We start from the raw sequence: 21,658 nt of genomic DNA, 5'->3' as shown, positions 1-21,658 counted from the left end.
ATCCTCCCCTGTAGGTCGGATAAGCGAAGCGCATCCGACAACTCACCCCGCACCGTGCCCATAAAAAAACCCCGCCGAAGCAGGGTCTATGTGAACTAAAATTCGCTTAGTGACGAGCGCGCACCAGCTGGTACTTACGTGTCAGATACTCCACCGGTACGCTCCAGATGTGTACCAGACGCGAGAACGGGAACAGCAGGAATAACGTCATCCCCAGCACCAGGTGCAGACGGAAGATAAACGCCACACCATCGAGGTGTTGAGAAGCGCCACCGTGGAAGGTCACCACCGACTGCGCCCAGCCAACCAGTTTCATCATCTCGCTACCGTCCATATGCTGAGCGGAGAACGGAATGGTCAACAGGCCCAGCGCGCACTGGATAACGAGCAGCGACAGGATCAGGATATCCGCTCCGGTAGTGGTTGCACGCACGCGTGGGCTGAACAGACGACGCTTCAGCAACAGCACGCCGCCAATCAGACACAGCACGCCGCTGGCACCACCAGCAAACATCGCCATTTTCTGTTTCACTTCAATCGGCAGCCAGGCTTCATACATCCAGTGCGGCGTCAGCATACCGAAGAAGTGACCAACAAAAATCCCCAGAATACCGATATGGAACAGGTTCGACGCCAGGTTCATCCCTTTGCGATCCAGCATCTGGCTGGACGCCGCGCGCCAGGTGTACTGCCCGTAGTCATAACGCAGCCAGCTACCAATCAGGAAGACCGCCCCGGCTATGTACGGGTAGATATCAAAGAAGAACATATTCAGGAATTGCATTAGTGCTGTCCTCCGGTGGTGATATTCAGATATTGCGGCGCGACGGCACCGGCAAAGCGACGCTGATGAGCAGTGATTGCTGAATCACCGCAGCCTTTGTCAGCAAAGAATTTAACCTGCTCTTCTTCCCAGACAGCATCCAGCGCCTGCGGCGTATCATCGCGCGCTTCGTCGGCAATTTTTTCCGCCACTTTGTCGCTGTCGATAGCGGTATTGGCCAATTTCAGCAGCAGATCAAACATCACGGCATAACGGCTTTCACGCTGTTGCAGACGCGCGCTCAGCAATGCCAGAATCGGCGCGATATCTTTCAAACCTTCCACGGCTTCGCTTTGCGGCAGCTGCGACAGGTACTCCAGATACAGCGGCAGATGGTCCGGTAATTCGCGGCTGTTTAACTGCAAGCCGTGCTGCTCGTACTGCGCCAGCAGGTCCACCATCGCCTGGCCGCGGTCACGGGATTCACCGTGAACATGTTCAAATAGCAACAGTGACGTGGCGCGGCCACGGTCGAACAGTTCGCTGTACTGGGCCTGGGCATCGAGCGGATCCATCGCCGTTAAATCGCGCAGGAAAATGCCCAGCGCATGGGCATCTTCTTTCGACAGATTTTTCGACGCAGCAATCGCCTCAAACATCTCTTGTTGATGCTGCCATAAGGCAGCATCCGGATATTCAAGGAGACGCGATACAATCACGAGTTCGATCATGGATGCGGCTCCGTTTTGCTGGTCACATCGATGGCATCGATACGACGGCTGTTGAACAGATTGAATTTGGTATCTGAACCGTGGCAGCCATCACCAAAGGTAAAGCCGCAGCCATTTTTCTCCGGGAAGGCTTCCCGTGCCAGTTCACGATGACTACTCGGCACCACAAAGCGATCTTCGTAGTTAGCAATCGCCAGATAACGGTACATCTCCTGTGCCTGGGCTTCGGTCAGACCGACCTCTTCCAGCGCACGGGTATCAACTTTACCGTCAACGGTTTCAGCACGTTTGTAATGACGCATCGCCAGCATACGTTTCAGTGCGCGCAGTACCGGTTTGGTATCACCGGCGGTCAGCAGATTCGCCAGATACTGTACCGGAATACGCAAGCTTTCGACGTCTGGCAGAATGCCGTTGCTACCCAGCTCACCCGCGTCTGCTGCAGACTGAATCGGAGACAGAGGCGGCACGTACCAGACCATCGGCAGTGTGCGATATTCTGGATGCAGCGGCAGCGCCAGTTTCCATTCCATTGCCATTTTATAAACCGGCGACTGCTGTGCGGCTTCAATAACGCTCAGCGGAATACCGTCTTTAATCGCCTGCTCGATGACTTTCGGATCGTTCGGATCGAGGAACACCTCCAGCTGACGCTGGTAAAGATCTTTCTCGTTCTCGGTGCTGGCTGCACGTTCAATCGCGTCGGCATCGTACAGCAGCACGCCAAGATAACGGATACGACCGACACAGGTTTCTGAGCACACGGTCGGCTGACCCGCTTCAATACGCGGATAGCAGAAGATGCACTTCTCAGACTTACCGCTCTTCCAGTTGAAGTAGATTTTTTTGTACGGGCATCCGGTGATGCACATACGCCAGCCACGGCATTTATCCTGGTCGATCAGGACGATGCCATCTTCTTCACGCTTGTAAATCGCACCGCTCGGGCAGGTCGCCACACATGCCGGGTTCAGGCAGTGTTCGCACAGGCGCGGCAAATACATCATGAAGGTGTTTTCGAACTGGCTATACATCGCCTTCTGGATGTTGTCGAAGTTCTTGTCTTTCGCCAGTTTGTCAAACTCACCACCCAGGTCATCTTCCCAGTTCGGCCCTTTTTCGATTTTCGCCATCCGTTCCCCGGTAATCAGCGAACGCGGACGGGCAATCGGCTGCGATTTGCTGCCTTCCGGCGCGGTATGCAGGTTCTGATAGTCAAAATCGAACGGCTCGTAATAATCGTCGATCCCCGGCAGATGCGGGTTAGCGAAGATTTTACCCAGCAACATGGCACGGTTACCCATGCGCGGCTGCAGTTTGCCGTTGATTTTACGGATCCAGCCGCCTTTGTATTTTTCCTGGTTTTCCCAGTCAGTCGGGAAGCCCTGACCCGGCTTGGTTTCCACGTTGTTGAACCACGCGTATTCCACGCCTTCACGGCTGGTCCAGACGTTTTTACAGGTAACTGAACAGGTGTGGCAGCCGATGCACTTATCGAGATTCAGCACCATGCCGACTTGTGAACGAATTTTCATTTTACGCTCTCCTGTACCTGGTCATTGCCTTCGCCATCTAACCAGTCAATGTTCTTCATCTTACGCACTACAACAAACTCATCGCGGTTAGAACCTACGGTGCCGTAGTAGTTAAAGCCGTATGCCAGATGGGCATAGCCGCCGATCATATGCGTCGGTTTCGGAGTGATACGGGTGACCGAGTTATGGATACCACCACGCTGTTGGGTAATTTCCGAACCAGGCAGGTTAACGATACGTTCCTGCGCGTGGTACATCATGGTCATCCCTGCCGGAACACGCTGGCTGACAACCGCACGGGCAGTCAGAGCACCGTTGCTGTTGAATACTTCAATCCAGTCGTTATCGGCGATACCCAGATCTTTGGCATCGGCTTCACTCAACCAGACCACCGGACCACCGCGACCTAAAGTCAGCATCAGCAGGTTGTCGCTGTAGGTGGAGTGGATACCCCACTTCTGGTGCGGCGTCAGGAAGTTGAGCGCTTTTTCCTGGTTGCCGTTGGATTTCTGGCCTATCACTTCTTTCACCGAACGGGTGTCGATCGGCGGACGATAAACCAGCAGGCTTTCACCGAAATCACGCATCCACTGGTGATCCTGATACAGTTGCTGACGACCAGAGAGCGTACGCCATGGGATCAGCTCGTGAACGTTGGTGTAACCGGCGTTGTAAGAAACGTGTTCATCTTCCAGACCAGACCAGGTCGGGCTGGAGATAATTTTGCGCGGCTGTGCCTGAATATCGCGGAAGCGGATCTTCTCGTCTTCTTTATTCAGCGCCAGATGCGTATGGTCACGACCGGTAAATTCGCTCAGGGCAGCCCAGGCTTTCACGGCTACCTGACCGTTGGTTTCCGGTGCCAGTGTCAGGATCATCTCTGCCGCATCAATTGCGGTGTTCAGCATCGGCTGGCCTTTCGCCGGACCTTCCGCTTTGGTGTAGTTGAGCTTACGCAGCAGATCCATCTCGCTCTGGGTGTTCCAGGCAATCCCTTTACCGCCATTACCGATTTTCTCCATCAGCGGGCCGATAGAGGTAAAGCGTTCGTAAGTCGCCGGATAATCGCGCTCTACGACCATAATGTGTGGCGCGGTTTTACCTGGGATCAGGTCGCACTCGCCTTTTTTCCAGTCTTTCACATCCAGCGGCTGCGCCAGTTCAGCGGCAGAGTCATGCTGGATAGGCAGCGTGACGATGTCGGTTTCTTTACCCAGATGGCCGACGCACACTTCGGAGAATTTCTTCGCGATGGCTTTGTAGATTTCCCAGTCGCTTTTCGCTTCCCAGGCCGGATCGACCGCCGCAGACAGCGGGTGAATAAACGGATGCATATCCGAAGTATTCATGTCGTCTTTTTCGTACCAGGTCGCCGTCGGCAAAATGATGTCGGAATAGAGACAGGTGCTCGACAGACGGAAGTCCAGCGTAACCACCAGATCCAGCTTGCCTTCCAGACCATTGTCCTGCCAGTCCACTTCTTCCGGCTTCACGCCGCCCTGTTGCCCCAGATCTTTACCCTGGATACCGTGCTCCGTCCCCAGCAGGTACTTGAGCATAAACTCATGACCTTTACCGGAAGAACCGAGCAGGTTAGAACGCCAGATGAACAGGTTGCGCGGGTGGTTTTTACCGTTTTCTGGTTGTTCTGCCGCAAAACGGATGGAACCCTCTTTCAGGGATTTCACCGTATAGTCCACCGGATTCATCCCGGCTTTTTCCGCTTCGCCAGCGATAGTCAGCGGGTTAGTGCCTAACTGCGGTGCAGACGGCAGCCAGCCCATGCGTTCCGCACGGACGTTAAAGTCGATCAAGTGTCCGGTATAGCGGGATTTGTCCGCCATCGGTGACAGCAACTCTTCCGCCGTGACGGTTTCATAACGCCACTGGCTGGAGTGGTTATAGAAATAAGAAGTGCTGTTCATGTGACGCGCCGGACGCTGCCAGTCAAGGGCAAACGCCAGCGGCTGCCAGCCGGTTTGCGGACGCAGTTTTTCCTGACCTACATAGTGCGCCCAGCCGCCCCCGCTCTGACCGACACAGCCGCAGAAAATCAGCATGTTGATCAGACCACGATAGTTCATATCGAGGTGATACCAGTGGTTCAGCCCCGCACCGACGATAATCATCGAACGACCGTGCGTTTTATCAGCGTTATCGGCAAATTCACGGGCGATGCGAATAATCTGGCTGCGAGAAACGCCGGTAATCTGCTCGGCCCAGGCCGGGGTATAAGCTTTCACATCGTCATAGCTGGTTGCACAGTTAACGTCGTTCAGGCCACGTTCCAGACCGTAGTTTGCCAGCGTCAGATCATAAACGGTGGTCACCAGGGCGGTGCTGCCATCAGCCAGTTGCAGGCGTTTCACCGGCAGTTTGTGCAGCAGCACGTTTTCCAGTTCCACTTTGTTGAAGTGTTCCGTGCCGTCGCCACCAAAGTACGGGAAGCCTACCTCAGCGATCTCATCCTGGCTACCCAGCAGGCTCAGTTGCAGCTCGGTTTCTTCGCCAGTTTTGCCGTCGCGCTGCTCAAGATTCCATTTGCCCTTCTCGCCCCAGCGGAAGCCAATAGAACCGTTCGGCGCAACCATTTCGCCATTGGTATTAAAGGCGACAGTTTTCCATTCCGGATTGTTTTCCTGGCCCAGCGCATCAACCAGATCAGCAGCGCGCAGCATACGACCTGCAGCGTAGTAACCGTCGCGTTCTTCCAGCATCACCAGCATCGGCATGTCGGTGTAGCGACGCACATAGTCGGTGAAATACTGGCTTGGGTTGTCGAGGTGGAATTCACGCAGCATTACGTGGCCCATCGCCAGCGCCATTGCCGCATCGGTGCCCTGTTTCGGTGCCAGCCACAGATCGCACAGTTTGGCGATTTCAGCGTAGTCTGGTGTGACGGCAACAGTTTTGGTCCCTTTGTAACGCACTTCAGTAAAGAAGTGAGCATCCGGGGTACGCGTCTGCGGCACGTTTGACCCCCAGGCGATGATGTAGCTGGAGTTGTACCAGTCAGCAGATTCCGGTACGTCAGTTTGCTCGCCCCAGGTTTGCGGAGACGCAGGAGGCAAGTCGCAGTACCAGTCGTAGAAGCTTAAGCAAGTACCGCCAATCAGCGAGAGATAGCGTGCACCCGATGCGTAAGAAACCATCGACATTGCCGGAATTGGCGAGAAACCAGCAACACGGTCCGGGCCGTAGTTTTTGATGGTGTAAACGTTAGATGCGGCGATCAGTTCGTTCACCTCCTGCCAGGAAGAACGAACAAATCCACCGCGTCCACGCGCCTGCTTAAAGCTTTTCGCTTTATCGGCGTCTTCAATGATAGAAGCCCATGCCTCAACCGGATCGCTATGCAGCGCCTTCGCTTCACGCCACATTTTCATCAGGCGTTTGCGCATCATCGGGTATTTCAGGCGGTTGGCACTGTAAAGATACCAGGAGTAGCTGGCACCGCGCGGGCAGCCGCGAGGTTCATGGTTTGGCAGATCCGGACGGGTACGCGGATAGTCAGTCTGCTGGGTTTCCCAGGTGACCAGACCGTTTTTGACGTAGATTTTCCAGCTGCAGGAGCCGGTGCAGTTTACCCCGTGGGTAGAGCGGACGATTTTGTCATGCTGCCAACGCTGGCGATATCCATCCTCCCAGTCACGGTTGGTATTGAGAAGCTGGCCATGCCCATCGGCAAAGGTTTCACCCTTCTGTTTGAAGTAGCGAAACCGGTCCAGGAATTTACTCATCGGTTTTCTCCTGTGGGAGCCTGTCGGCCCTCTGATAAATCGACATTGCTAATGTTTAAGGGCAAGGTAACGCTCTGAAACAGCGTGGGAATTGATAACGATCAAGAGTGATGGGGATGAAAAATAAAGTAAATTCCTAAGATACCCCTTTAGGATAATTAACAGCCACCACATAACAGACTGTAAATTAAGACGTTTTATACCTGTAGTTATTTAAACTATTAAGATTTTTATGCAGATGGGTATTAAGGAGTATTCCCCATGGGTAACATATTAATGGCTCTTAATGAAATCCGGCGAAATAAACCATATAACATTAGTATGTTGTAACTAAATGACGCATAAAAAAAGCGCGACATCATGCCGCGCAAAGGATAATCAAATATTTTACTCTATATAATTCGGTTTACAGGAAGGCGGCAAGTGAATGAATCCCAGGAGCTTACTAAAGTAAGTGACTGGGGTGAATGAACGCAGCCGCAGCACATGTAACCCGAAGTATGACGAGTAACGGTTTATTTTTTAGAATGCCGACCATATACCGCCCAGGTAATCACTACGCAGGCGATATAGAAAATCAAAAATACCTTCATTGCGCCGACTGGCGAACCCGTTAATGCCAGCGAGCTACCAAACGCTTTCGGGATAAAGAAGCCACCAATCGCGCCAATCGCAGAGATGAAACCCAGCGCCGCCGCCGTGTCGGTTGCCGCTTCACGCATCGCACGTTCGTCAGAACCCCCTTCTGCTTTCACGCGATCCATTGTCAGTTTACGGAAGATCACTGAAATCATCTGGAAAGTGGAACCACTACCCAGCCCAGCTGTCAGGAACAGCGCCAGGAAGACCGCGAAGAACGCCATGAAGCTTCCGCCCTGCCCGTCAGTCGGTAAGGTCAGGAACAGCAGGCCGCTGAAAATCGCCATCAGAATAAAGTTCACCAGCGTGACACGAGTTCCGCCCAGACGGTCAGATAATGCACCACCTGCAGAACGCGCCAGCGCACCAATAAACGGCCCGAAGAAAGCGTATTGCAGAATCTGAACATCCGGGAACTGCGTTTTTGACAGCATTGCAAAGCCCGCGGAGAAGCCGATGAAGGAGCCGAAGGTTGCCAGATACAGCAGGCTCATAATCCACAGATGACCCCGTTTGAGTACCGGCAACTGCTCCTTGATGGAGGCTTTCGAGGTAGCAAGATCGTTCATGCCAAACCACGCCGCAATGGTGAAGATGGCAAGGAACGGCACCCATATCCAGGACGCATTCGCCAGATACAGCTCAGTCCCATCCGGCTGTTTGACGCCCTGGCTACCAAATACTGCGAAAATCGACAGTGATACCACCAGCGGAGCAACCAACTGCATGACGCTGACGCCCATGTTTCCCAGACCACCATTCAGACCCAGCGCGCCACCCTGCTTCTGTTTCGGAAAGAAGAAGCTGATGTTTGCCATACTGGATGCGAAGTTCGCGCCAGCAAAGCCGCATAGCAGAGAGATGATGATGAAGACGCTATAAGGCGTGGAGGTATCCTGCACGGCAAAACCCAGCCAGACGCAAGGAATAATCAGAATACCGGTGCTGAACGCCGTCCAGCGACGACCACCGAAGATAGGAACCATAAAGGAGTATGGAACACGTAATAACGCGCCAGAAACCGAAGGCAGCGCAGTCAACATAAATAGCTGATCGGTCGTAAAATTAAAGCCGACTTTCGGTAGGTTCACCGCAACAGCGCTGAACAACATCCATACGCAAAACGCCAGCAGCAGACAGGGAACGGAAATCCACAGGTTGCGGCTGGCAATACGTTGACCGCGTTGTTGCCAGAACGCAGGATCTTCCGGTCGCCAATCTGTAATGACAGCTCCAGTAGCCCTTTCGGGGGCGGATGAGTGACTCATAGACACCTCTGATACTCGTTTCGATGTCTGCCACCTTAGTGTCTGTAGCTAAAGGCAATTTGATGTAAATCAAACGATAAGATAACTTTATCTATCATTGATATTTATCATTACCCATAGTGAGTACAGTGACTTCATAAAAATTATGAGATTTTTCACGGTGCTGTAAAATCCCTACCCTTACCGATGTAAAGCGACTAACCACACGGCAAATAAGGAGTAACTCTTTCCGGGTATGGGTATACTTCAGCCAATAGCCGAGAATACTGCCATTCCAGAATGTATCGTCACATTCATTAAGGTTATTGCTCATTTAAAGCCTGAAGGAAGAGGTTTACATGCTTAAACGTTGTCTCTCTCCGCTCACCCTGGTTAATCAGGTTGCGCTTATTGTGTTGCTTTCTACTGCTATTGGACTGGCAGGGATGGCGGTTTCTGGCTGGCTGGTGCAAGGCGTTCAGGGCAGCGCCCATGCGATCAACAAAGCGGGATCGCTGCGCATGCAAAGTTACCGTCTGTTGGCGGCAGTGCCATTAAGCGAGAAAGACAAGCCCTTAATTAAAGAGATGGAACAAACGGCATTTAGCGCCGAGTTGACTCGAGCAGCAGAACGAGACGGACAACTGGCGCAATTACAGGGTTTACAAGATTACTGGCGTAATGAACTGATCCCTGCGCTGATGCGTGCACAAAACCGAGAAACGGTGTCAGCGGATGTCAGCCAGTTTGTTGCCGGGCTTGATCAACTGGTATCTGGTTTTGACCGCACCACGGAAATGCGCATCGAGACAGTGGTACTGGTCCATCGGGTAATGGCGGTATTTATGGCACTTTTACTGGTGTTCACTATTATCTGGTTGCGGGCGCGACTGCTACAACCGTGGCGGCAACTGCTGGCAATGGCGAGTGCCGTCAGTCATCGCGATTTTACCCAACGCGCAAACATCAGCGGGCGCAACGAAATGGCGATGCTTGGAACTGCGTTGAACAATATGTCTGCAGAACTGGCCGAAAGTTATGCCGTACTTGAGCAGCGGGTTCAGGAGAAAACCGCCGGGCTGGAGCATAAAAATCAGATCCTCTCTTTTTTATGGCAGGCTAACCGCCGTTTGCATTCCCGCGCCCCGCTGTGTGAACGCCTGTCACCTGTACTCAACGGCTTACAGAATTTAACCCTGCTACGTGATATCGAATTGCGGGTGTATGACACTGATGATGAAGAGAATCATCAGGAGTTTACCTGCCAGCCAGATATGACTTGTGATGATAAAGGCTGCCAGCTCTGCCCGCGCGGCGTATTACCCGTTGGTGATCGCGGCACGACCCTGAAGTGGCGGCTGGCTGACTCTCATACGCAGTACGGTATTTTGCTGGCGACCCTGCCGCAGGGGCGTCATCTTAGCCATGATCAACAACAACTGGTGGATACCCTGGTTGAACAACTCACCGCCACGCTGGCGCTGGATCGCCATCAGGAACGTCAGCAACAGTTGATCGTGATGGAAGAGCGTGCCACCATTGCGCGCGAACTGCATGATTCTATTGCCCAATCTCTCTCTTGCATGAAGATGCAGGTGAGTTGTTTACAGATGCAGGGCGATGCGCTGCCAGAAAGCAGCCGCGAACTGTTAAGTCAGATCCGTAACGAACTGAATGCATCCTGGGCGCAGTTGCGTGAATTGCTCACCACATTCCGCTTGCAGCTCACCGAGCCTGGATTACGTCCGGCGCTGGAGGCGAGTTGCGAAGAGTACAGCGCCAAATTTGGCTTCCCGGTGAAGCTGGATTATCAATTGCCGCCTCGCCTGGTGCCTTCGCATCAGGCAATCCACTTGTTGCAAATTGCCCGTGAGGCATTAAGTAACGCCCTCAAACATTCGCAAGCGAGTGAAGTCGTGGTGACGGTGGCGCAAAACGATAATCAGGTCAAACTGACCGTCCAGGATAACGGCTGCGGCGTGCCTGAAAATGCCATCCGCAGCAATCACTACGGCATGATAATAATGCGCGATCGTGCGCAAAGTTTACGAGGCGATTGCCGCGTCCGCCGTCGTGAATCAGGTGGCACCGAAGTGGTGGTCACCTTTATTCCCGAAAAAACTTTCACAGACGTCCAAGGAGATACCCATGAGTAATCAGGAACCGGCTACTATCCTGCTGATTGACGATCACCCGATGCTGCGAACTGGCGTAAAACAGCTTATCAGTATGGCACCAGATATCACCGTGGTTGGCGAAGCGAGTAATGGCGAACAGGGTATTGAACTGGCGGAGTCTCTTGATCCCGATCTGATCCTGTTAGATCTCAATATGCCCGGCATGAACGGTCTGGAAACGCTGGATAAACTGCGCGAAAAGTCCCTCTCAGGGCGCATTGTGGTATTCAGCGTCTCTAACCATGAAGAAGATGTGGTCACCGCACTGAAACGCGGCGCGGATGGCTATCTGTTAAAAGATATGGAACCGGAAGATCTGCTGAAAGCATTGCATCAGGCAGCTGCTGGCGAAATGGTATTAAGCGAAGCATTAACGCCTGTTCTGGCCGCCAGCTTGCGCGCTAACCGTGCCACTACTGAGCGCGATGTTAACCAGTTAACCCCACGCGAGCGCGATATTCTCAAGCTGATTGCCCAGGGTTTGCCGAACAAGATGATTGCCCGCCGCCTGGATATCACCGAAAGCACAGTAAAAGTGCACGTCAAGCACATGCTGAAGAAAATGAAGCTCAAGTCTCGCGTGGAAGCAGCGGTATGGGTGCATCAGGAGCGCATTTTCTGATTACGGTTCCCAGCGCAGTTCGTCGTTTGACAATGCATCGAACGGTTCGACAAGCGTTAGCGTGATCTCATTGGAGGAGACACGCTGCCCCTGGTTATCTTCCACCACCACAGACAATCGCCAGTGATTGCTTGCCCCTTCCCCGTTCTGCCAGTCAGGCATGATCAGCGTCCAGCCCTCCGCGCTGTTGGCTTGTGCGCCCGGCGTCAAACTTAATATCTGCGTATCGCCCTGCCAAATCAGTTGCCGAATACCGTAACGACTGCGGATTTGTAATTTCAGCGGCACTGTTTCGCCAGGTTTTAGATCCCACGGCGGTGTCGCCAGAAACACCGTTAACGTTTTTCGCTGTCGGTACTCAAGAGTCGGTAGATTATTTCGCTGCGGATTGTCATAGCGACTACCACGTAACGACTGACTTTCGGCAACCTCGCCCGCAGAAAGTTGTTTTTTGAGCGGTACACCAAAGCGGTAATTAAGATTCAGCCCGAGGTTATTTTGATTTTCGCCACTTTCACCCTGTTTATGCTGGGCCGTCACAGTGACTAATGGCACAGGGGTGTAATTTAATCCCAGACTCAACGCGACGGGATTGTGATAACCCGTACCAGAGTTAAACAAATCAACACGATCACCAAAATACTGTTCTAGGCTGACACTGGTATTGAGGTGTTGATAGAACGGCATGCGCATCCGAGCTGTCAGGTCGTACCCGCGCGCCATCCGTTGTTCCTGCGTGGCTGTCTGTTCATGCCATGCAGCAAACGGCTGATAAAAGTTTGCCGATAATCGCAAATATTCGCCCCACGCTTCGGCACCAAAGCCCGCTCGCTGAAGATTTTCGTCCAGCAAGTTGTCATAAAAAGTGTTATAACCCACCAGCCAGTTGCCGCGCGCCCAGCGTTGCCCAACGCCCACATTGCTCACCAACCCATTATCCTGCTGAGTAAGACCAAGCTGGCTCCAGGTGAGATAACGATCATTATCTTGTAACGGCACAAACCAGCTTCCACGACTGCCGGTGAAATGTCCTTCGTTATCCACTTTGACGTCAACACTGGCATTTCCCCACGGTGATAGCCAGGACTCTACGTGCTGATTAACCTGTTGACTAAGCGCGTCGCGGACTTTTCCCAATGCGAAAGCTTTTGCCTGCTCGCCAGTATCCAGCCCGTTATCATTCATACTGGTTTCGCCGAAATCTTTCACAATTTCAGCAAAGTGTTTTTCCCCATCATGATTTTCGGGAGCCATGCCTAAATCCGGCAGACCATCATTGTTATTATCAAAGGGATTTGCCGCTTTTTGCTCGAAGGTAGATTGTGCGTTAGCTGTACCGCCTGCTACAAGCAAGAGTAAATAAAACGGGATAATGCGAGGAACGAAACGGCTCAAAACGTCGGTAACTTCCGGTAATAATGAAAAACCATAGCCTTAAAGAATAACGATTACTGGCAACTTTTGTCGTATTTTCTCGCGCTTTCAGGAAAATCCTTAAAAATGTGACCGATTGGTCAGACGCTGCAGAAGCAGTAAGATAGAAGATGAGTGTCTAATTCCCTGAATACAGGAGTAAATAATGCAAAAAATCGTGATCGTTGCCAATGGCGCACCTTACGGGAGCGAATCCTTGTTTAACAGCTTGCGGCTGGCCATTGCGTTACGAGAGCAGGAGAGCAATCTGGATCTGCGTCTGTTCCTCATGTCTGATGCGGTCACAGCCGGGTTGCGCGGGCAAAAACCAGGGGAAGGCTACAACATTCAGCAAATGCTGGAGATCCTTACCGCTCAGAATGTACCGGTGAAATTGTGCAAAACCTGTACCGACGGGCGCGGGATTAGTACACTTCCTCTGATTGATGGGGTGGAAATCGGTACTCTTGTGGAACTGGCGCAATGGACGCTGTCAGCCGATAAAGTGCTCACATTTTAATGTTTGAGGGGGCGTCTGACGCCCCACTATGCGGGAAGTTTACTCAGGCGAATCCCGGACGTAACACACCATCCGGAAAATTCTCCGCCAGCAGTTTTTTTACCGATACCAGCAAATCATTCAGCCCATCGTCCTGCATTCCCAGTTTGATAAGCTCCTGTTCCAGTGAAAACAGGTATTGTGCGTTGGTTCCCAGCGGACCGCTCGCCGCCGCAATCAACGGCGCGATGACCTGAGCGCGAGTATCAGATTCATATTCTGGATGTCGCGGGTCCATAATAAACACAATGGCGTTTACTGTGCGTCCATCATCAAGATCAAGCTGACACCAGGTTGGCAGATAACAGCCGGTAATCATCTCTCGCTTCCACAACAGGGTTAGTTCCTGCTCCAGCGTCTCTTCTGGCAGTCGATAGGCGACGCCTGTGGTGCGTCCGCCCTCTTTCAGTGCAAGCATCCGTCCCGGCTGGTGCGCAGTCCCGCGCCCGGCGGTCAGGCGCAGGCAAAATGCGCGATGCCATCCAACCAGTGTACCGGTGCACGATTCGGTAAACTCCAGTGCCGGATTCCACATCAACGATCCATAGCCGAAGATCCACACCGGTCCCTCATCAGGTCGACAAGCCAGCGTCGCCGCCAGCGAAGCCGCCCGTTGTTCTGCTGACCATAAGAGTGATTCTTCAATGGCACCAAATGCCGTTTTACAATCGGCATTCATCAAGAAATCACGCGTTATCACCTTACACCTCCGCCACTGCATACTTCCCTGCGACAACTTTTTGGTGTCTTCCGGACATTTTTACTGCTCATTTTGAAACCACTAACGGGACAATATGCAATCCACGGACCACTTGCAAGGCAACACCGCACGAATAGCTTTAACTAAGCGACCGGTTTTACGATTTTTTATGCCATTTATCATCATCCCCTTTGGCATATTCATGCTTCACAGCAGCCCAGGCCACTTTATGCGCGGTTTCTTCGCGACTGGCGTCATCACGCCGATCTTCTTTATCTTTATATTGATCCCATGCGCTGTTGAACGCTTCTTTATAGATATCCTGGGCATGAGACGGTAGAACGTGCTTTACGCTTTCCGGCAGATCGCTTTTCGTTTTATACGGCATCGTTGACTCCTTTTACAAAGTTGAACATTAAGTGTGGTCAACAATATCTACTCTTGCCAAAACATAAGAATTTTCAGGTCAGACTCTTCTTAAGAAACGCTAAAACAAACATTGTCTAAACGTAATACTTATTTTTATGCCCCAATGAGTAAAAAATCGACAGCGGGGTAAAAATTCGTAAAATGTTACCGATATCCAGACACTTTCTGTTATTTTTCCTACCTATTTTTTACATTTTCGATAAATTCATCTGCAAAGGGATAACCATAATGTCAAATGCTCAAGAGGCGGTAAAAACCCGCCACAAGGAGACTTCGCTTATTTTCCCGGTTCTGGCGCTGGTAGTGCTGTTCCTGTGGGGAAGCAGCCAGACACTACCAGTGGTCATTGCCATCAATCTTCTTGCGCTTATTGGTATTTTAAGTAGCGCCTTTAGTGTTGTCCGTCATGCGGACGTATTAGCCCATCGCCTGGGAGAACCTTACGGTTCGCTTATTCTTAGCCTTTCAGTGGTTATTCTTGAAGTCAGTTTGATTTCAGCTTTAATGGCAACCGGCGACGCCGCGCCAACGCTAATGCGTGATACGCTCTATTCAATCATTATGATTGTTACCGGTGGGCTGGTTGGCTTTTCATTATTGTTGGGCGGTCGTAAGTTTGCCACCCAATATATGAATCTGTTTGGTATCAAGCAGTATTTAATTGCGCTGTTCCCCCTGGCGATAATCGTACTGGTATTTCCAATGGCTCTGCCTGCGGCGAATTTTTCAACCGGTCAGGCGTTACTGGTAGCATTAATTTCTGCGGCAATGTATGGCGTATTTTTGCTGATCCAGACCAAAACGCATCAAAGTTTGTTTGTCTACGAGCACGAAGATGACAGTGATGATGACGACCCGCATCACGGTAAACCGTCTGCCCATAGCAGCCTGTGGCATGCTATCTGGTTGATTATCCATCTGATTGCCGTTATTGCGGTGACCAAAATGAACGCCAGCTCGCTGGAGACATTGCTCGACAGCATGAATGCCCCTGTCGCCTTTACTGGCTTCCTGGTGGCACTGTTGATTCTGTCGCCGGAAGGTTTAGGTGCATTAAAAGCAGTGTTGAACAACCAGGTTCAGCGCGCGATGAATCTGTTCTTTGGTTCAGTGTTAGCAACCATTTCGCTTACCGTACCTGTCGTCACGCTAATTGCCTTTATGACGGGTAACGAATTGCAGTTTGCACTTGGTGCGCCAGAAATGGTGGTGATGGTGGCCTCTTTAGTGCTGTGCCATATCTCCTTCTCCACCGGACGTACTAACGTGCTCAATGGCGCAGCGCATCTGGCACTGTTTGCCGCCTATTTGATGACGATATTTGCCTGACAGTTATATCTCCTCCGATGACGGTAATCGGGGGAGATAATATAAATTCCTGCTTATTGTATTTCTTCATACTACCTGGACAGGTCGTTAATCAGAATTGCGAGCCTGTACCACACCCTGCACGAAACCACTGCAACAGCTGTTGAAAAGCCGGAATGTACTCTTCATTGCAAACATTTCAGGGATGAAGTGAAGATGAATTGCGACGTAGTATCCACACCAAGCCGGCGTTATCCGGTGAGGCGCAATGTTGCGGGGCTTTATCCCTGGTGGCATTGGTTGCTGGAAAGAGAAAACCCCCGCACGTTGAGAGGTAAAACCTGACAACAAAACGGGGGCTAATCTTGAAACCAGACACTTCAAGAATAGCCGCAAAATGTTGTCATTACAACAAGGCGGCTATATGACGCTCGCGCAGTTTGCCATGATTTTCTGGCACGACCTGGCAGCACCGATCCTGGCGGGAATTATTACCGCAGCGATTGTCAGCTGGTGGCGTAACCGGAAGTAAGGTGAAAACGGGCGTCAGGCTGCCGTGATGGCAATATGCGCCCGAAACCGGCCGCAGGGGTAACAGCCTGCGGCCATTTTTGTCTTTATCTCTTCCACAAGTAAATATTGGCAACCCGAGCTGGAAGCATCATCCAGAGCACTCATGAAACGACTGCAACAGCTGTTGAAAAGCCGGAATGTACTCTTTATTGCAAACATTTCAGGGATGAAGTGAAGATGAATTGAGACGTAGTATCCACACCAAGCCGGAATTATCCGGTGAGGCGCAATGTTGCGGGGGCTTTATCCCTGGTGGCATTGGTTGCTGGAAAGAGAAAACCCCCGCACGTTGAGAGGTAAAACCTGACAACAGAACGGGGGCTAATCTTGAAACCAGACACTTCAAGAATAGCCGCAAAATGTTGTCATTACAACAAGGCGGCTATATGACGCTCGCGCAGTTTGCCATGACTTTCTGGCACGACCTGGCGGCACCGATCCTGGCGGGAATTATTACCGCAGCGATTGTCGGCTGGTGGCGTAACCGGAAGTAAGGTGAAAACGGGCGTCAGGCTGCCGTGATGGCAATATGCGCCCGAAACCGGCCGCAGGGGTAACAGCCTGCGGCCATTTTTGTCTTTATCACTTCCACAAGTAAATATTGGCAACCCGAGCTGGAAGCCTCATCCAGAGCACTCATGAAATGACTGTAACAGCTGTTGAAAAACCGGAATGCACTCTTCATTGCAAACATTTCAGGGATGAAGTGAAGATGAATTGAGTCGTAGTATCCACACCAAGCCGGCGTTATCCGGTGAGGCGCAATGTTGCGGGGGCTTTATCCCTGGTGGCATTGGTTGCTGGAAAGAGAAAACCCCCGCACGTTGAGAGGTACAACCTGACAACAGAACGGGGGCTAATCTTGAACCAGAACAATTCAAGAATAGCCGCAAAATGTTGTCATTACAACAAGGCGGCTATATGACGCTCGCGCAGTTTGCCATGATTTTCTGGCACGACCTGGCAGCACCGATCCTGGCGGGAATTATTACCGCAGCGATTGTCAGCTGGTGGCGTAACCGGAAGTAAGGTGAAAACGGGCGTCAGGCTGCCGTGATGGCAATATGCGCCCGAAACCGGCCGCAGGGGTAACAGCCTGCGGCCTTTTTTGTATCCGGCACCCATGAAAAAAGTCTTAACGCAGAACGCTAATACTTTATTTTTCAAGCAAAAAAGATTACTTGCTGGTATCCAGTTCTTCGAAACCTTTCACCAGATCATCAATCGCTTTCATCTGCTTGAGGAACGGTTCCAGTTTAGCCAGCGGCAGCGCGGATGGACCATCACATTTCGCATGTTCCGGATCCGGATGCGCTTCAATAAACAGCCCCGCCAGACCTACCGCCATACCGGCTCGTGCCAGCTCAGCCACCTGAGCACGACGACCACCGGAAGCTGCGCCAAACGGATCGCGGCATTGCAGTGCGTGGGTCACGTCGAAAATCACCGGCGAGTTACCAGACACTTTCTTCATAATGCTGAAGCCCAGCATATCGACAACCAGGTTGTCATAGCCGAAGTTAGCACCGCGATCGCAAAGAATCACTTTTTCGTTGCCGCCTTCTTTGAATTTATCAACGATATTACCCATCTGTCCCGGGCTGACAAACTGTGGTTTCTTGACGTTAATTACCGCACCGGTTTTCGCCATGGCTTCAACCAGGTCAGTCTGGCGAGCAAGAAACGCCGGCAACTGAATCACATCCACGACATCAGCAACGGGCTGTGCCTGACTTGGTTCGTGAACGTCGGTGATAATTTTCACGCCAAAAGTCTGCTTCAACTCCTGGAAGATTTTCATCCCTTCTTCCAGGCCCGGTCCACGATAAGAGTGGATGGAGGAGCGGTTGGCTTTGTCAAAAGAGGCTTTGAACACGTAAGGGATACCCAGTTTCTGGGTCACAGTTACGTAGTGCTCGCAAATGCGCATCGCCAGATCGCGAGATTCCAACACGTTCATACCGCCAAACAGTACGAACGGCAGGTCATTTGCTACGTTGATGTCGCCAATGCTAACCACTTTTTGTTTCATAGGATCGCCTTAATCTTGAGTAAAATGTCGATTAATTAATGCAGCACAATATGTTTATGCGCGATGTTATTTATTTGCGCACGGATCATTTCGCTGATCGGGTCTTCCGGACACTGTTCAACGAAATAACTTAAATCGTTCAACGCAACGTGTTCGCAATCCAGTTGCGCATAAATCAACCCGCGATCGCGAATTTCATAGGGATCTTCAGGGTTGAATTGTAATAAAGCTTCGCTGGTGCGTAACGCCAGCTCCATCTGATTTTCTTCCATCAACGAGGCTTTGAGTGTATCCAGCAATTTGCGGATTACCTCAATGTTATCAGCTTCATCAAGGTCTTCATAAAACAGTTCCGCCGACGGGCTGATATTTCCCTTTAACCATACGTCCAGCATATGTTCGCTTAACGATTCACCGTTAAAAGGATTAATCAGCCAAATTTCGCCATCCGGACATTCAATGCGCAATATCAGCTGCGTAGGGAAAATCACCGGCAGCAGCGGCAAATCGAGACGATTCGCGACCCATAATAAAACCGCACCTAATGATACCGCACTGCCCTGTCGATTCTTTAACACCTGGTCCAGCCATAATGCATCGGAAAGACGATAAACACCGCGTGAGGCTTTAAATCCCCAGTCGCCGTAAAACAGCGCGATCAGTTTTTCCAACTGCTCTTCTAAAGGCAGAAGCTGGCTGATTTCTTCCTTCGCCAGACTAACGAGACGCTCCAGTTCGTCGTAAACATCTTGCGAGGGAAAATCGCGGCGGATTGCTTCGCAAGCCAGGATCATGCCTTCGCACAATGGCGCTTTATTAAATTCGAAATCAGCTAACGATCTCATGACTTACCCCAGTAACGGTACTTTTGTGGTGGCGAGTTTAATGATGATGTACAGCACCACCAACGCCAGCGGGAAGGCAATAATGCGCGCCTGCTGACTGTGCATACGACGATAATCGAGTGCAATAAAACCCAAAACGATATAAATGATAACTCCAAACAGCTTTTCAGTCAGCCACTGTGCCTGCCCGGAAAATGGCAGGATGTGCGCTTTAGCCATCAACGCAATGCCGCTTAACAGTAACAGCGTATCGACAACCGGCGGCACAATGCGCGTCCAGCGAGCAAATGCCTGTGGATGCTTCTGATAACGTAGCCAGAAACGTAAGGTTAATAGCCCAACAGAAAGCGCGATACTAATAAGATGAACACTAAGCAGTGTAGAAAAACTTGTCATTGATAATAGCGGCCGAGCGTTACGCGCTCGTTATCACCATAGTCACGGCAGGTTTCGACGTCATGATACCCCGCGAGGATAAATGCTTGTCGCACCGCTTCGCCCTGCTGCCAGCCATGTTCCAGAAGCAGAAAGCCGCCGGATACCAGCGCGTTACGCGACTGTTCGATGATATGCACGATGTCTGCCATTCCACTGTCTGCCGCAACCAGCGCAGTGAGCGGCTCAAAGCGGACATCGCCTTGTTGAAGATGAGGGTCCTGCTCGTCAATATACGGCGGATTGCTGACAATCATCGCAAACTGCTGCCCGGCTAGCGCGCTAAACCAGTCGCTTTGCAGAATGTGGATATTTTTGATCGCCAGATGCTGGGCATTACGTTGTGCCAGGGAGACAGCATCAGGCATACGATCTACAGCGATAATTTCGCAGTCCGGGCGCTCGCTAGCCAGCGCAAGCGCAATCGCCCCGGTACCCGTCCCGAGATCGAGAATACGGCAAGGTTGTTCAGGCAACCGCGCCAGTGCCTGCTCCACCAGACACTCCGTATCCGGGCGCGGAATTAAGGTCGCTGGCGAAACAAATAACGGCAACGACCAGAATTCTCGCACCCCGGTTAAATGAGCAATGGGTTCACCATCGCGACGACGTGTCAGTAGCGCATCAAGTTGCTGACATTGTTCGTCAGTCAGCTGCGTTTCACCAAAGGCGAGAATAAAAGTACGCCCTCTGCCGGTAACATGCTCCAGCAGGATTTCAGCATCACGACGCGGGCTTTCGCTCGCCTGAAGTTGGCTTATTGCTTCACGTAACCAGTGTTGATATTCCATTATTCCTGCTCGGACAACGCCGCCAGTTGGTCGGCCTGATGTTCCTGGATAATCGGTTCAATCAGCATATCCAGCTTACCTTCCATCACTTCATCCAGGCGGTAGAGCGTCAGGTTGATGCGGTGATCGGTAACGCGCCCCTGCGGGAAGTTGTAAGTACGGTTACGGTCGCTGCGATCGCCACTCCCCAGCAGGTTACGACGGGTAGACGCTTCGGCCTGTTGGCGTTTTGCCATTTCAGCAGCGTGGATGCGAGCACCGAGAACAGAAAGTGCTTTAGCTTTGTTTTTATGTTGTGAACGTTCGTCCTGACATTCAACAACAATCCCGGTCGGCAAGTGAGTAATACGAATTGCCGAATCGGTGGTGTTAACGTGCTGACCACCCGCCCCTGACGAGCGGAAAGTATCAATGCGTAAATCTGCTGGGTTGATGTCCGGCAGTTCTGCGTCAGGCAGTTCTGGCATTACCGCAACGGTACAAGCAGAAGTATGAATACGACCCTGCGATTCCGTAGCAGGAACACGTTGCACGCGATGACCGCCGGATTCAAATTTCAGACGACCATACACACCATCACCGCTAATTTTGGCGATGATCTCTTTATAACCACCATGTTCACCCTCGCTGGCGCTCATGATTTCTACCCGCCAGCGGCGGGCTTCGGCATAACGGCTGTACATACGGAACAGATCGCCCGCGAACAGCGCCGCTTCGTCGCCGCCGGTTCCGGCTCGGACTTCGAGGAAGGCGTTACGTTCGTCATCAGGATCTTTTGGCAGTAACAGAACCTGTAATTGCTGTTCCAGTTGCTCGCTTTTTTCTTTAGCTTCGCGCAGTTCATCCTGCGCCATCTCACGCATTTCAGGATCATCGAGCATCATCTGTGCGGTTTCGATATCTTCCTGAACCTGTTGCCAGTCGGTAAAACAGCGCGAAACATCACTTAACTGCGCATATTCGCGTGATAATGCGCGAAAACGTTCCTGGTCGGCGATAGTTTGCGCGTCACCCAGCAACGCCTGAACTTCTTCATGGCGTTCATGCAGGGCTTCCAGTTTGGCAACGATAGAAGGCTTCATAGGCGTAAATGCACCCTGTAAAAAAAGAAAATGATGT

20 protein-coding genes are annotated in these 21,658 nt (G+C 51.6%); 7 read left to right on the top strand and 13 right to left on the bottom strand.

Features of this window, described 5'->3' with window-relative positions; genetic code table 11:
* Nucleotides 1-106: 106 nt before the first annotated feature.
* The 5 genes from narI to narK form a co-directional block, all read right to left on the bottom strand.
* Nucleotides 107-784 (bottom strand): respiratory nitrate reductase subunit gamma, encoded by a 678-nt coding sequence (gene narI, locus K0778_RS00840; protein WP_001160110.1) that lies wholly within the window; start codon nucleotides 782-784, stop codon nucleotides 107-109.
* The gene (gene narJ / locus K0778_RS00835) at nucleotides 784-1,494 is read right to left on the bottom strand and encodes a nitrate reductase molybdenum cofactor assembly chaperone (RefSeq protein WP_000571699.1); all 711 of its coding nucleotides are present in this window, start codon (nucleotides 1,492-1,494) and stop codon (nucleotides 784-786) included. The genes narI and narJ overlap by 1 nt, the downstream gene beginning before the upstream one ends.
* Nucleotides 1,491-3,029 (bottom strand): nitrate reductase subunit beta, encoded by a 1,539-nt coding sequence (gene narH / locus K0778_RS00830; protein ID WP_000702660.1) that lies wholly within the window; start codon nucleotides 3,027-3,029, stop codon nucleotides 1,491-1,493. The genes narJ and narH overlap by 4 nt, the downstream gene beginning before the upstream one ends.
* Nucleotides 3,026-6,769: a nitrate reductase subunit alpha gene (locus tag K0778_RS00825; RefSeq protein WP_000032939.1), complete on the bottom strand. Its 3,744-nt coding sequence runs from the start codon at nucleotides 6,767-6,769 to the stop codon at nucleotides 3,026-3,028. The genes narH and K0778_RS00825 overlap by 4 nt, the downstream gene beginning before the upstream one ends.
* A 515-nt stretch (nucleotides 6,770-7,284) precedes the next feature.
* A complete protein-coding gene (gene narK / locus K0778_RS00820; protein ID WP_000019827.1) occupies nucleotides 7,285-8,676 on the bottom strand; it encodes a nitrate transporter NarK in 1,392 nt (463 codons plus the stop codon).
* Nucleotides 8,677-9,014: 338 nt separating this feature from the next.
* On the opposite strand from narK, the gene narX reads away from it, so the two are divergent.
* Together narX and narL are read left to right on the top strand one after the other, a co-directional pair.
* Nucleotides 9,015-10,811 carry a nitrate/nitrite two-component system sensor histidine kinase NarX gene (gene narX / locus K0778_RS00815; protein WP_000918073.1) on the top strand — a complete coding sequence of 599 codons (1,797 nt, stop codon included), beginning with the start codon at nucleotides 9,015-9,017 and terminating at the stop codon, nucleotides 10,809-10,811.
* Complete coding sequence (gene narL, locus K0778_RS00810) at nucleotides 10,804-11,454, top strand: two-component system response regulator NarL (protein ID WP_000070491.1); 651 nt, start codon at nucleotides 10,804-10,806, stop codon at nucleotides 11,452-11,454. Before narX ends, narL begins: the two co-directional genes overlap by 8 nt.
* On the opposite strand, the gene ychO is transcribed toward narL, so the two are convergent.
* Nucleotides 11,455-12,849: an inverse autotransporter invasin YchO gene (gene ychO / locus K0778_RS00805; protein WP_000086217.1), complete on the bottom strand. Its 1,395-nt coding sequence runs from the start codon at nucleotides 12,847-12,849 to the stop codon at nucleotides 11,455-11,457.
* 184 nt (nucleotides 12,850-13,033) lie between these two features.
* Between ychO and ychN the strand changes: the two genes are divergently transcribed.
* Nucleotides 13,034-13,387 carry a DsrE/F sulfur relay family protein YchN gene (gene ychN / locus K0778_RS00800; RefSeq protein WP_001169669.1) on the top strand — a complete coding sequence of 118 codons (354 nt, stop codon included), beginning with the start codon at nucleotides 13,034-13,036 and terminating at the stop codon, nucleotides 13,385-13,387.
* Nucleotides 13,388-13,430: 43 nt separating this feature from the next.
* Here ychN and chaC read toward each other — a convergent pair whose 3' ends face one another.
* Together chaC and chaB are read right to left on the bottom strand one after the other, a co-directional pair.
* The gene (chaC, locus tag K0778_RS00795) at nucleotides 13,431-14,126 is read right to left on the bottom strand and encodes a glutathione-specific gamma-glutamylcyclotransferase (RefSeq protein WP_001336325.1); all 696 of its coding nucleotides are present in this window, start codon (nucleotides 14,124-14,126) and stop codon (nucleotides 13,431-13,433) included.
* A 157-nt stretch (nucleotides 14,127-14,283) separates the two neighbouring features.
* Nucleotides 14,284-14,514, bottom strand: coding sequence for a putative cation transport regulator ChaB (chaB, locus tag K0778_RS00790; RefSeq protein WP_001146444.1), 231 nt, complete (start codon nucleotides 14,512-14,514; stop codon nucleotides 14,284-14,286).
* Nucleotides 14,515-14,783: 269 nt separating this feature from the next.
* Between chaB and chaA the strand changes: the two genes are divergently transcribed.
* The 4 genes from chaA to K0778_RS00770 all read left to right on the top strand — a co-directional run bounded on the left by chaA (nucleotide 14,784) and on the right by K0778_RS00770 (nucleotide 17,465).
* Complete coding sequence (gene chaA / locus K0778_RS00785) at nucleotides 14,784-15,884, top strand: sodium-potassium/proton antiporter ChaA (RefSeq protein WP_000063607.1); 1,101 nt, start codon at nucleotides 14,784-14,786, stop codon at nucleotides 15,882-15,884.
* A 403-nt stretch (nucleotides 15,885-16,287) separates the two neighbouring features.
* Nucleotides 16,288-16,395: a type I toxin-antitoxin system toxin Ldr family protein gene (locus K0778_RS00780; RefSeq protein WP_000170955.1), complete on the top strand. Its 108-nt coding sequence runs from the start codon at nucleotides 16,288-16,290 to the stop codon at nucleotides 16,393-16,395.
* A gap of 427 nt (nucleotides 16,396-16,822) precedes the next feature.
* The gene (locus K0778_RS00775; protein ID WP_000170963.1) at nucleotides 16,823-16,930 is read left to right on the top strand and encodes a type I toxin-antitoxin system toxin Ldr family protein; all 108 of its coding nucleotides are present in this window, start codon (nucleotides 16,823-16,825) and stop codon (nucleotides 16,928-16,930) included.
* A 427-nt stretch (nucleotides 16,931-17,357) separates the two neighbouring features.
* Nucleotides 17,358-17,465, top strand: coding sequence for a type I toxin-antitoxin system toxin Ldr family protein (locus K0778_RS00770; RefSeq protein ID WP_000170955.1), 108 nt, complete (start codon nucleotides 17,358-17,360; stop codon nucleotides 17,463-17,465).
* Nucleotides 17,466-17,613: 148 nt separating this feature from the next.
* Here K0778_RS00770 and kdsA read toward each other — a convergent pair whose 3' ends face one another.
* From kdsA to prfA, 5 genes are read right to left on the bottom strand one after another with little or no spacing between them, the layout of a single operon-like run.
* Complete coding sequence (gene kdsA, locus K0778_RS00765; RefSeq protein WP_000811065.1) at nucleotides 17,614-18,468, bottom strand: 3-deoxy-8-phosphooctulonate synthase; 855 nt, start codon at nucleotides 18,466-18,468, stop codon at nucleotides 17,614-17,616.
* Nucleotides 18,469-18,503: 35 nt separating this feature from the next.
* Nucleotides 18,504-19,313, bottom strand: coding sequence for an invasion regulator SirB1 (gene sirB1 / locus K0778_RS00760; protein ID WP_001257044.1), 810 nt, complete (start codon nucleotides 19,311-19,313; stop codon nucleotides 18,504-18,506).
* Between the two features lie 3 nt (nucleotides 19,314-19,316).
* Entirely contained in the window at nucleotides 19,317-19,709 is a 393-nt protein-coding gene (gene sirB2 / locus K0778_RS00755; protein WP_000200374.1) for an invasion regulator SirB2, read from the bottom strand.
* On the bottom strand, nucleotides 19,706-20,539 hold the full coding sequence (prmC, locus tag K0778_RS00750) for a peptide chain release factor N(5)-glutamine methyltransferase (RefSeq protein ID WP_000456467.1): 834 nt from the start codon (nucleotides 20,537-20,539) through the stop codon (nucleotides 19,706-19,708). Before prmC ends, sirB2 begins: the two co-directional genes overlap by 4 nt.
* Nucleotides 20,539-21,621 carry a peptide chain release factor 1 gene (gene prfA / locus K0778_RS00745; protein WP_000804726.1) on the bottom strand — a complete coding sequence of 361 codons (1,083 nt, stop codon included), beginning with the start codon at nucleotides 21,619-21,621 and terminating at the stop codon, nucleotides 20,539-20,541. The genes prmC and prfA overlap by 1 nt, the downstream gene beginning before the upstream one ends.
* Between the last annotated feature and the right edge of the window lie 37 nt (nucleotides 21,622-21,658).

The organism is Escherichia sp. XD33, assembly GCF_019375075.1.
GTDB lineage: Bacteria > Pseudomonadota > Gammaproteobacteria > Enterobacterales > Enterobacteriaceae > Enterobacter > Enterobacter flexneri_A.
This window is presented reverse-complemented; position numbering and strand designations above follow the sequence as displayed.

Bases quoted from the DNA above. Each gene is read 5' to 3' on its own strand.
- narI (WP_001160110.1), bottom strand. From the start codon at position 784: ATGCAATTCCTGAATATGTTCTTCTTTGATATCTACCCGTACATAGCC.
- narJ (WP_000571699.1), bottom strand. From the start codon at position 1,494: ATGATCGAACTCGTGATTGTATCGCGTCTCCTTGAATATCCGGATGCT.
- narH (WP_000702660.1), bottom strand. From the start codon at position 3,029: ATGAAAATTCGTTCACAAGTCGGCATGGTGCTGAATCTCGATAAGTGC.
- K0778_RS00825 (WP_000032939.1), bottom strand. From the start codon at position 6,769: ATGAGTAAATTCCTGGACCGGTTTCGCTACTTCAAACAGAAGGGTGAA.
- narK (WP_000019827.1), bottom strand. From the start codon at position 8,676: ATGAGTCACTCATCCGCCCCCGAAAGGGCTACTGGAGCTGTCATTACA.
- narX (WP_000918073.1), top strand. From the start codon at position 9,015: ATGCTTAAACGTTGTCTCTCTCCGCTCACCCTGGTTAATCAGGTTGCG.
- narL (WP_000070491.1), top strand. From the start codon at position 10,804: ATGAGTAATCAGGAACCGGCTACTATCCTGCTGATTGACGATCACCCG.
- ychN (WP_001169669.1), top strand. From the start codon at position 13,034: ATGCAAAAAATCGTGATCGTTGCCAATGGCGCACCTTACGGGAGCGAA.
- chaB (WP_001146444.1), bottom strand. From the start codon at position 14,514: ATGCCGTATAAAACGAAAAGCGATCTGCCGGAAAGCGTAAAGCACGTT.
- chaA (WP_000063607.1), top strand. From the start codon at position 14,784: ATGTCAAATGCTCAAGAGGCGGTAAAAACCCGCCACAAGGAGACTTCG.
- K0778_RS00780 (WP_000170955.1), top strand. From the start codon at position 16,288: ATGACGCTCGCGCAGTTTGCCATGATTTTCTGGCACGACCTGGCAGCA.
- K0778_RS00775 (WP_000170963.1), top strand. From the start codon at position 16,823: ATGACGCTCGCGCAGTTTGCCATGACTTTCTGGCACGACCTGGCGGCA.
- K0778_RS00770 (WP_000170955.1), top strand. From the start codon at position 17,358: ATGACGCTCGCGCAGTTTGCCATGATTTTCTGGCACGACCTGGCAGCA.
- kdsA (WP_000811065.1), bottom strand. From the start codon at position 18,468: ATGAAACAAAAAGTGGTTAGCATTGGCGACATCAACGTAGCAAATGAC.
- sirB1 (WP_001257044.1), bottom strand. From the start codon at position 19,313: ATGAGATCGTTAGCTGATTTCGAATTTAATAAAGCGCCATTGTGCGAA.
- sirB2 (WP_000200374.1), bottom strand. From the start codon at position 19,709: ATGACAAGTTTTTCTACACTGCTTAGTGTTCATCTTATTAGTATCGCG.
- prmC (WP_000456467.1), bottom strand. From the start codon at position 20,539: ATGGAATATCAACACTGGTTACGTGAAGCAATAAGCCAACTTCAGGCG.
- prfA (WP_000804726.1), bottom strand. From the start codon at position 21,621: ATGAAGCCTTCTATCGTTGCCAAACTGGAAGCCCTGCATGAACGCCAT.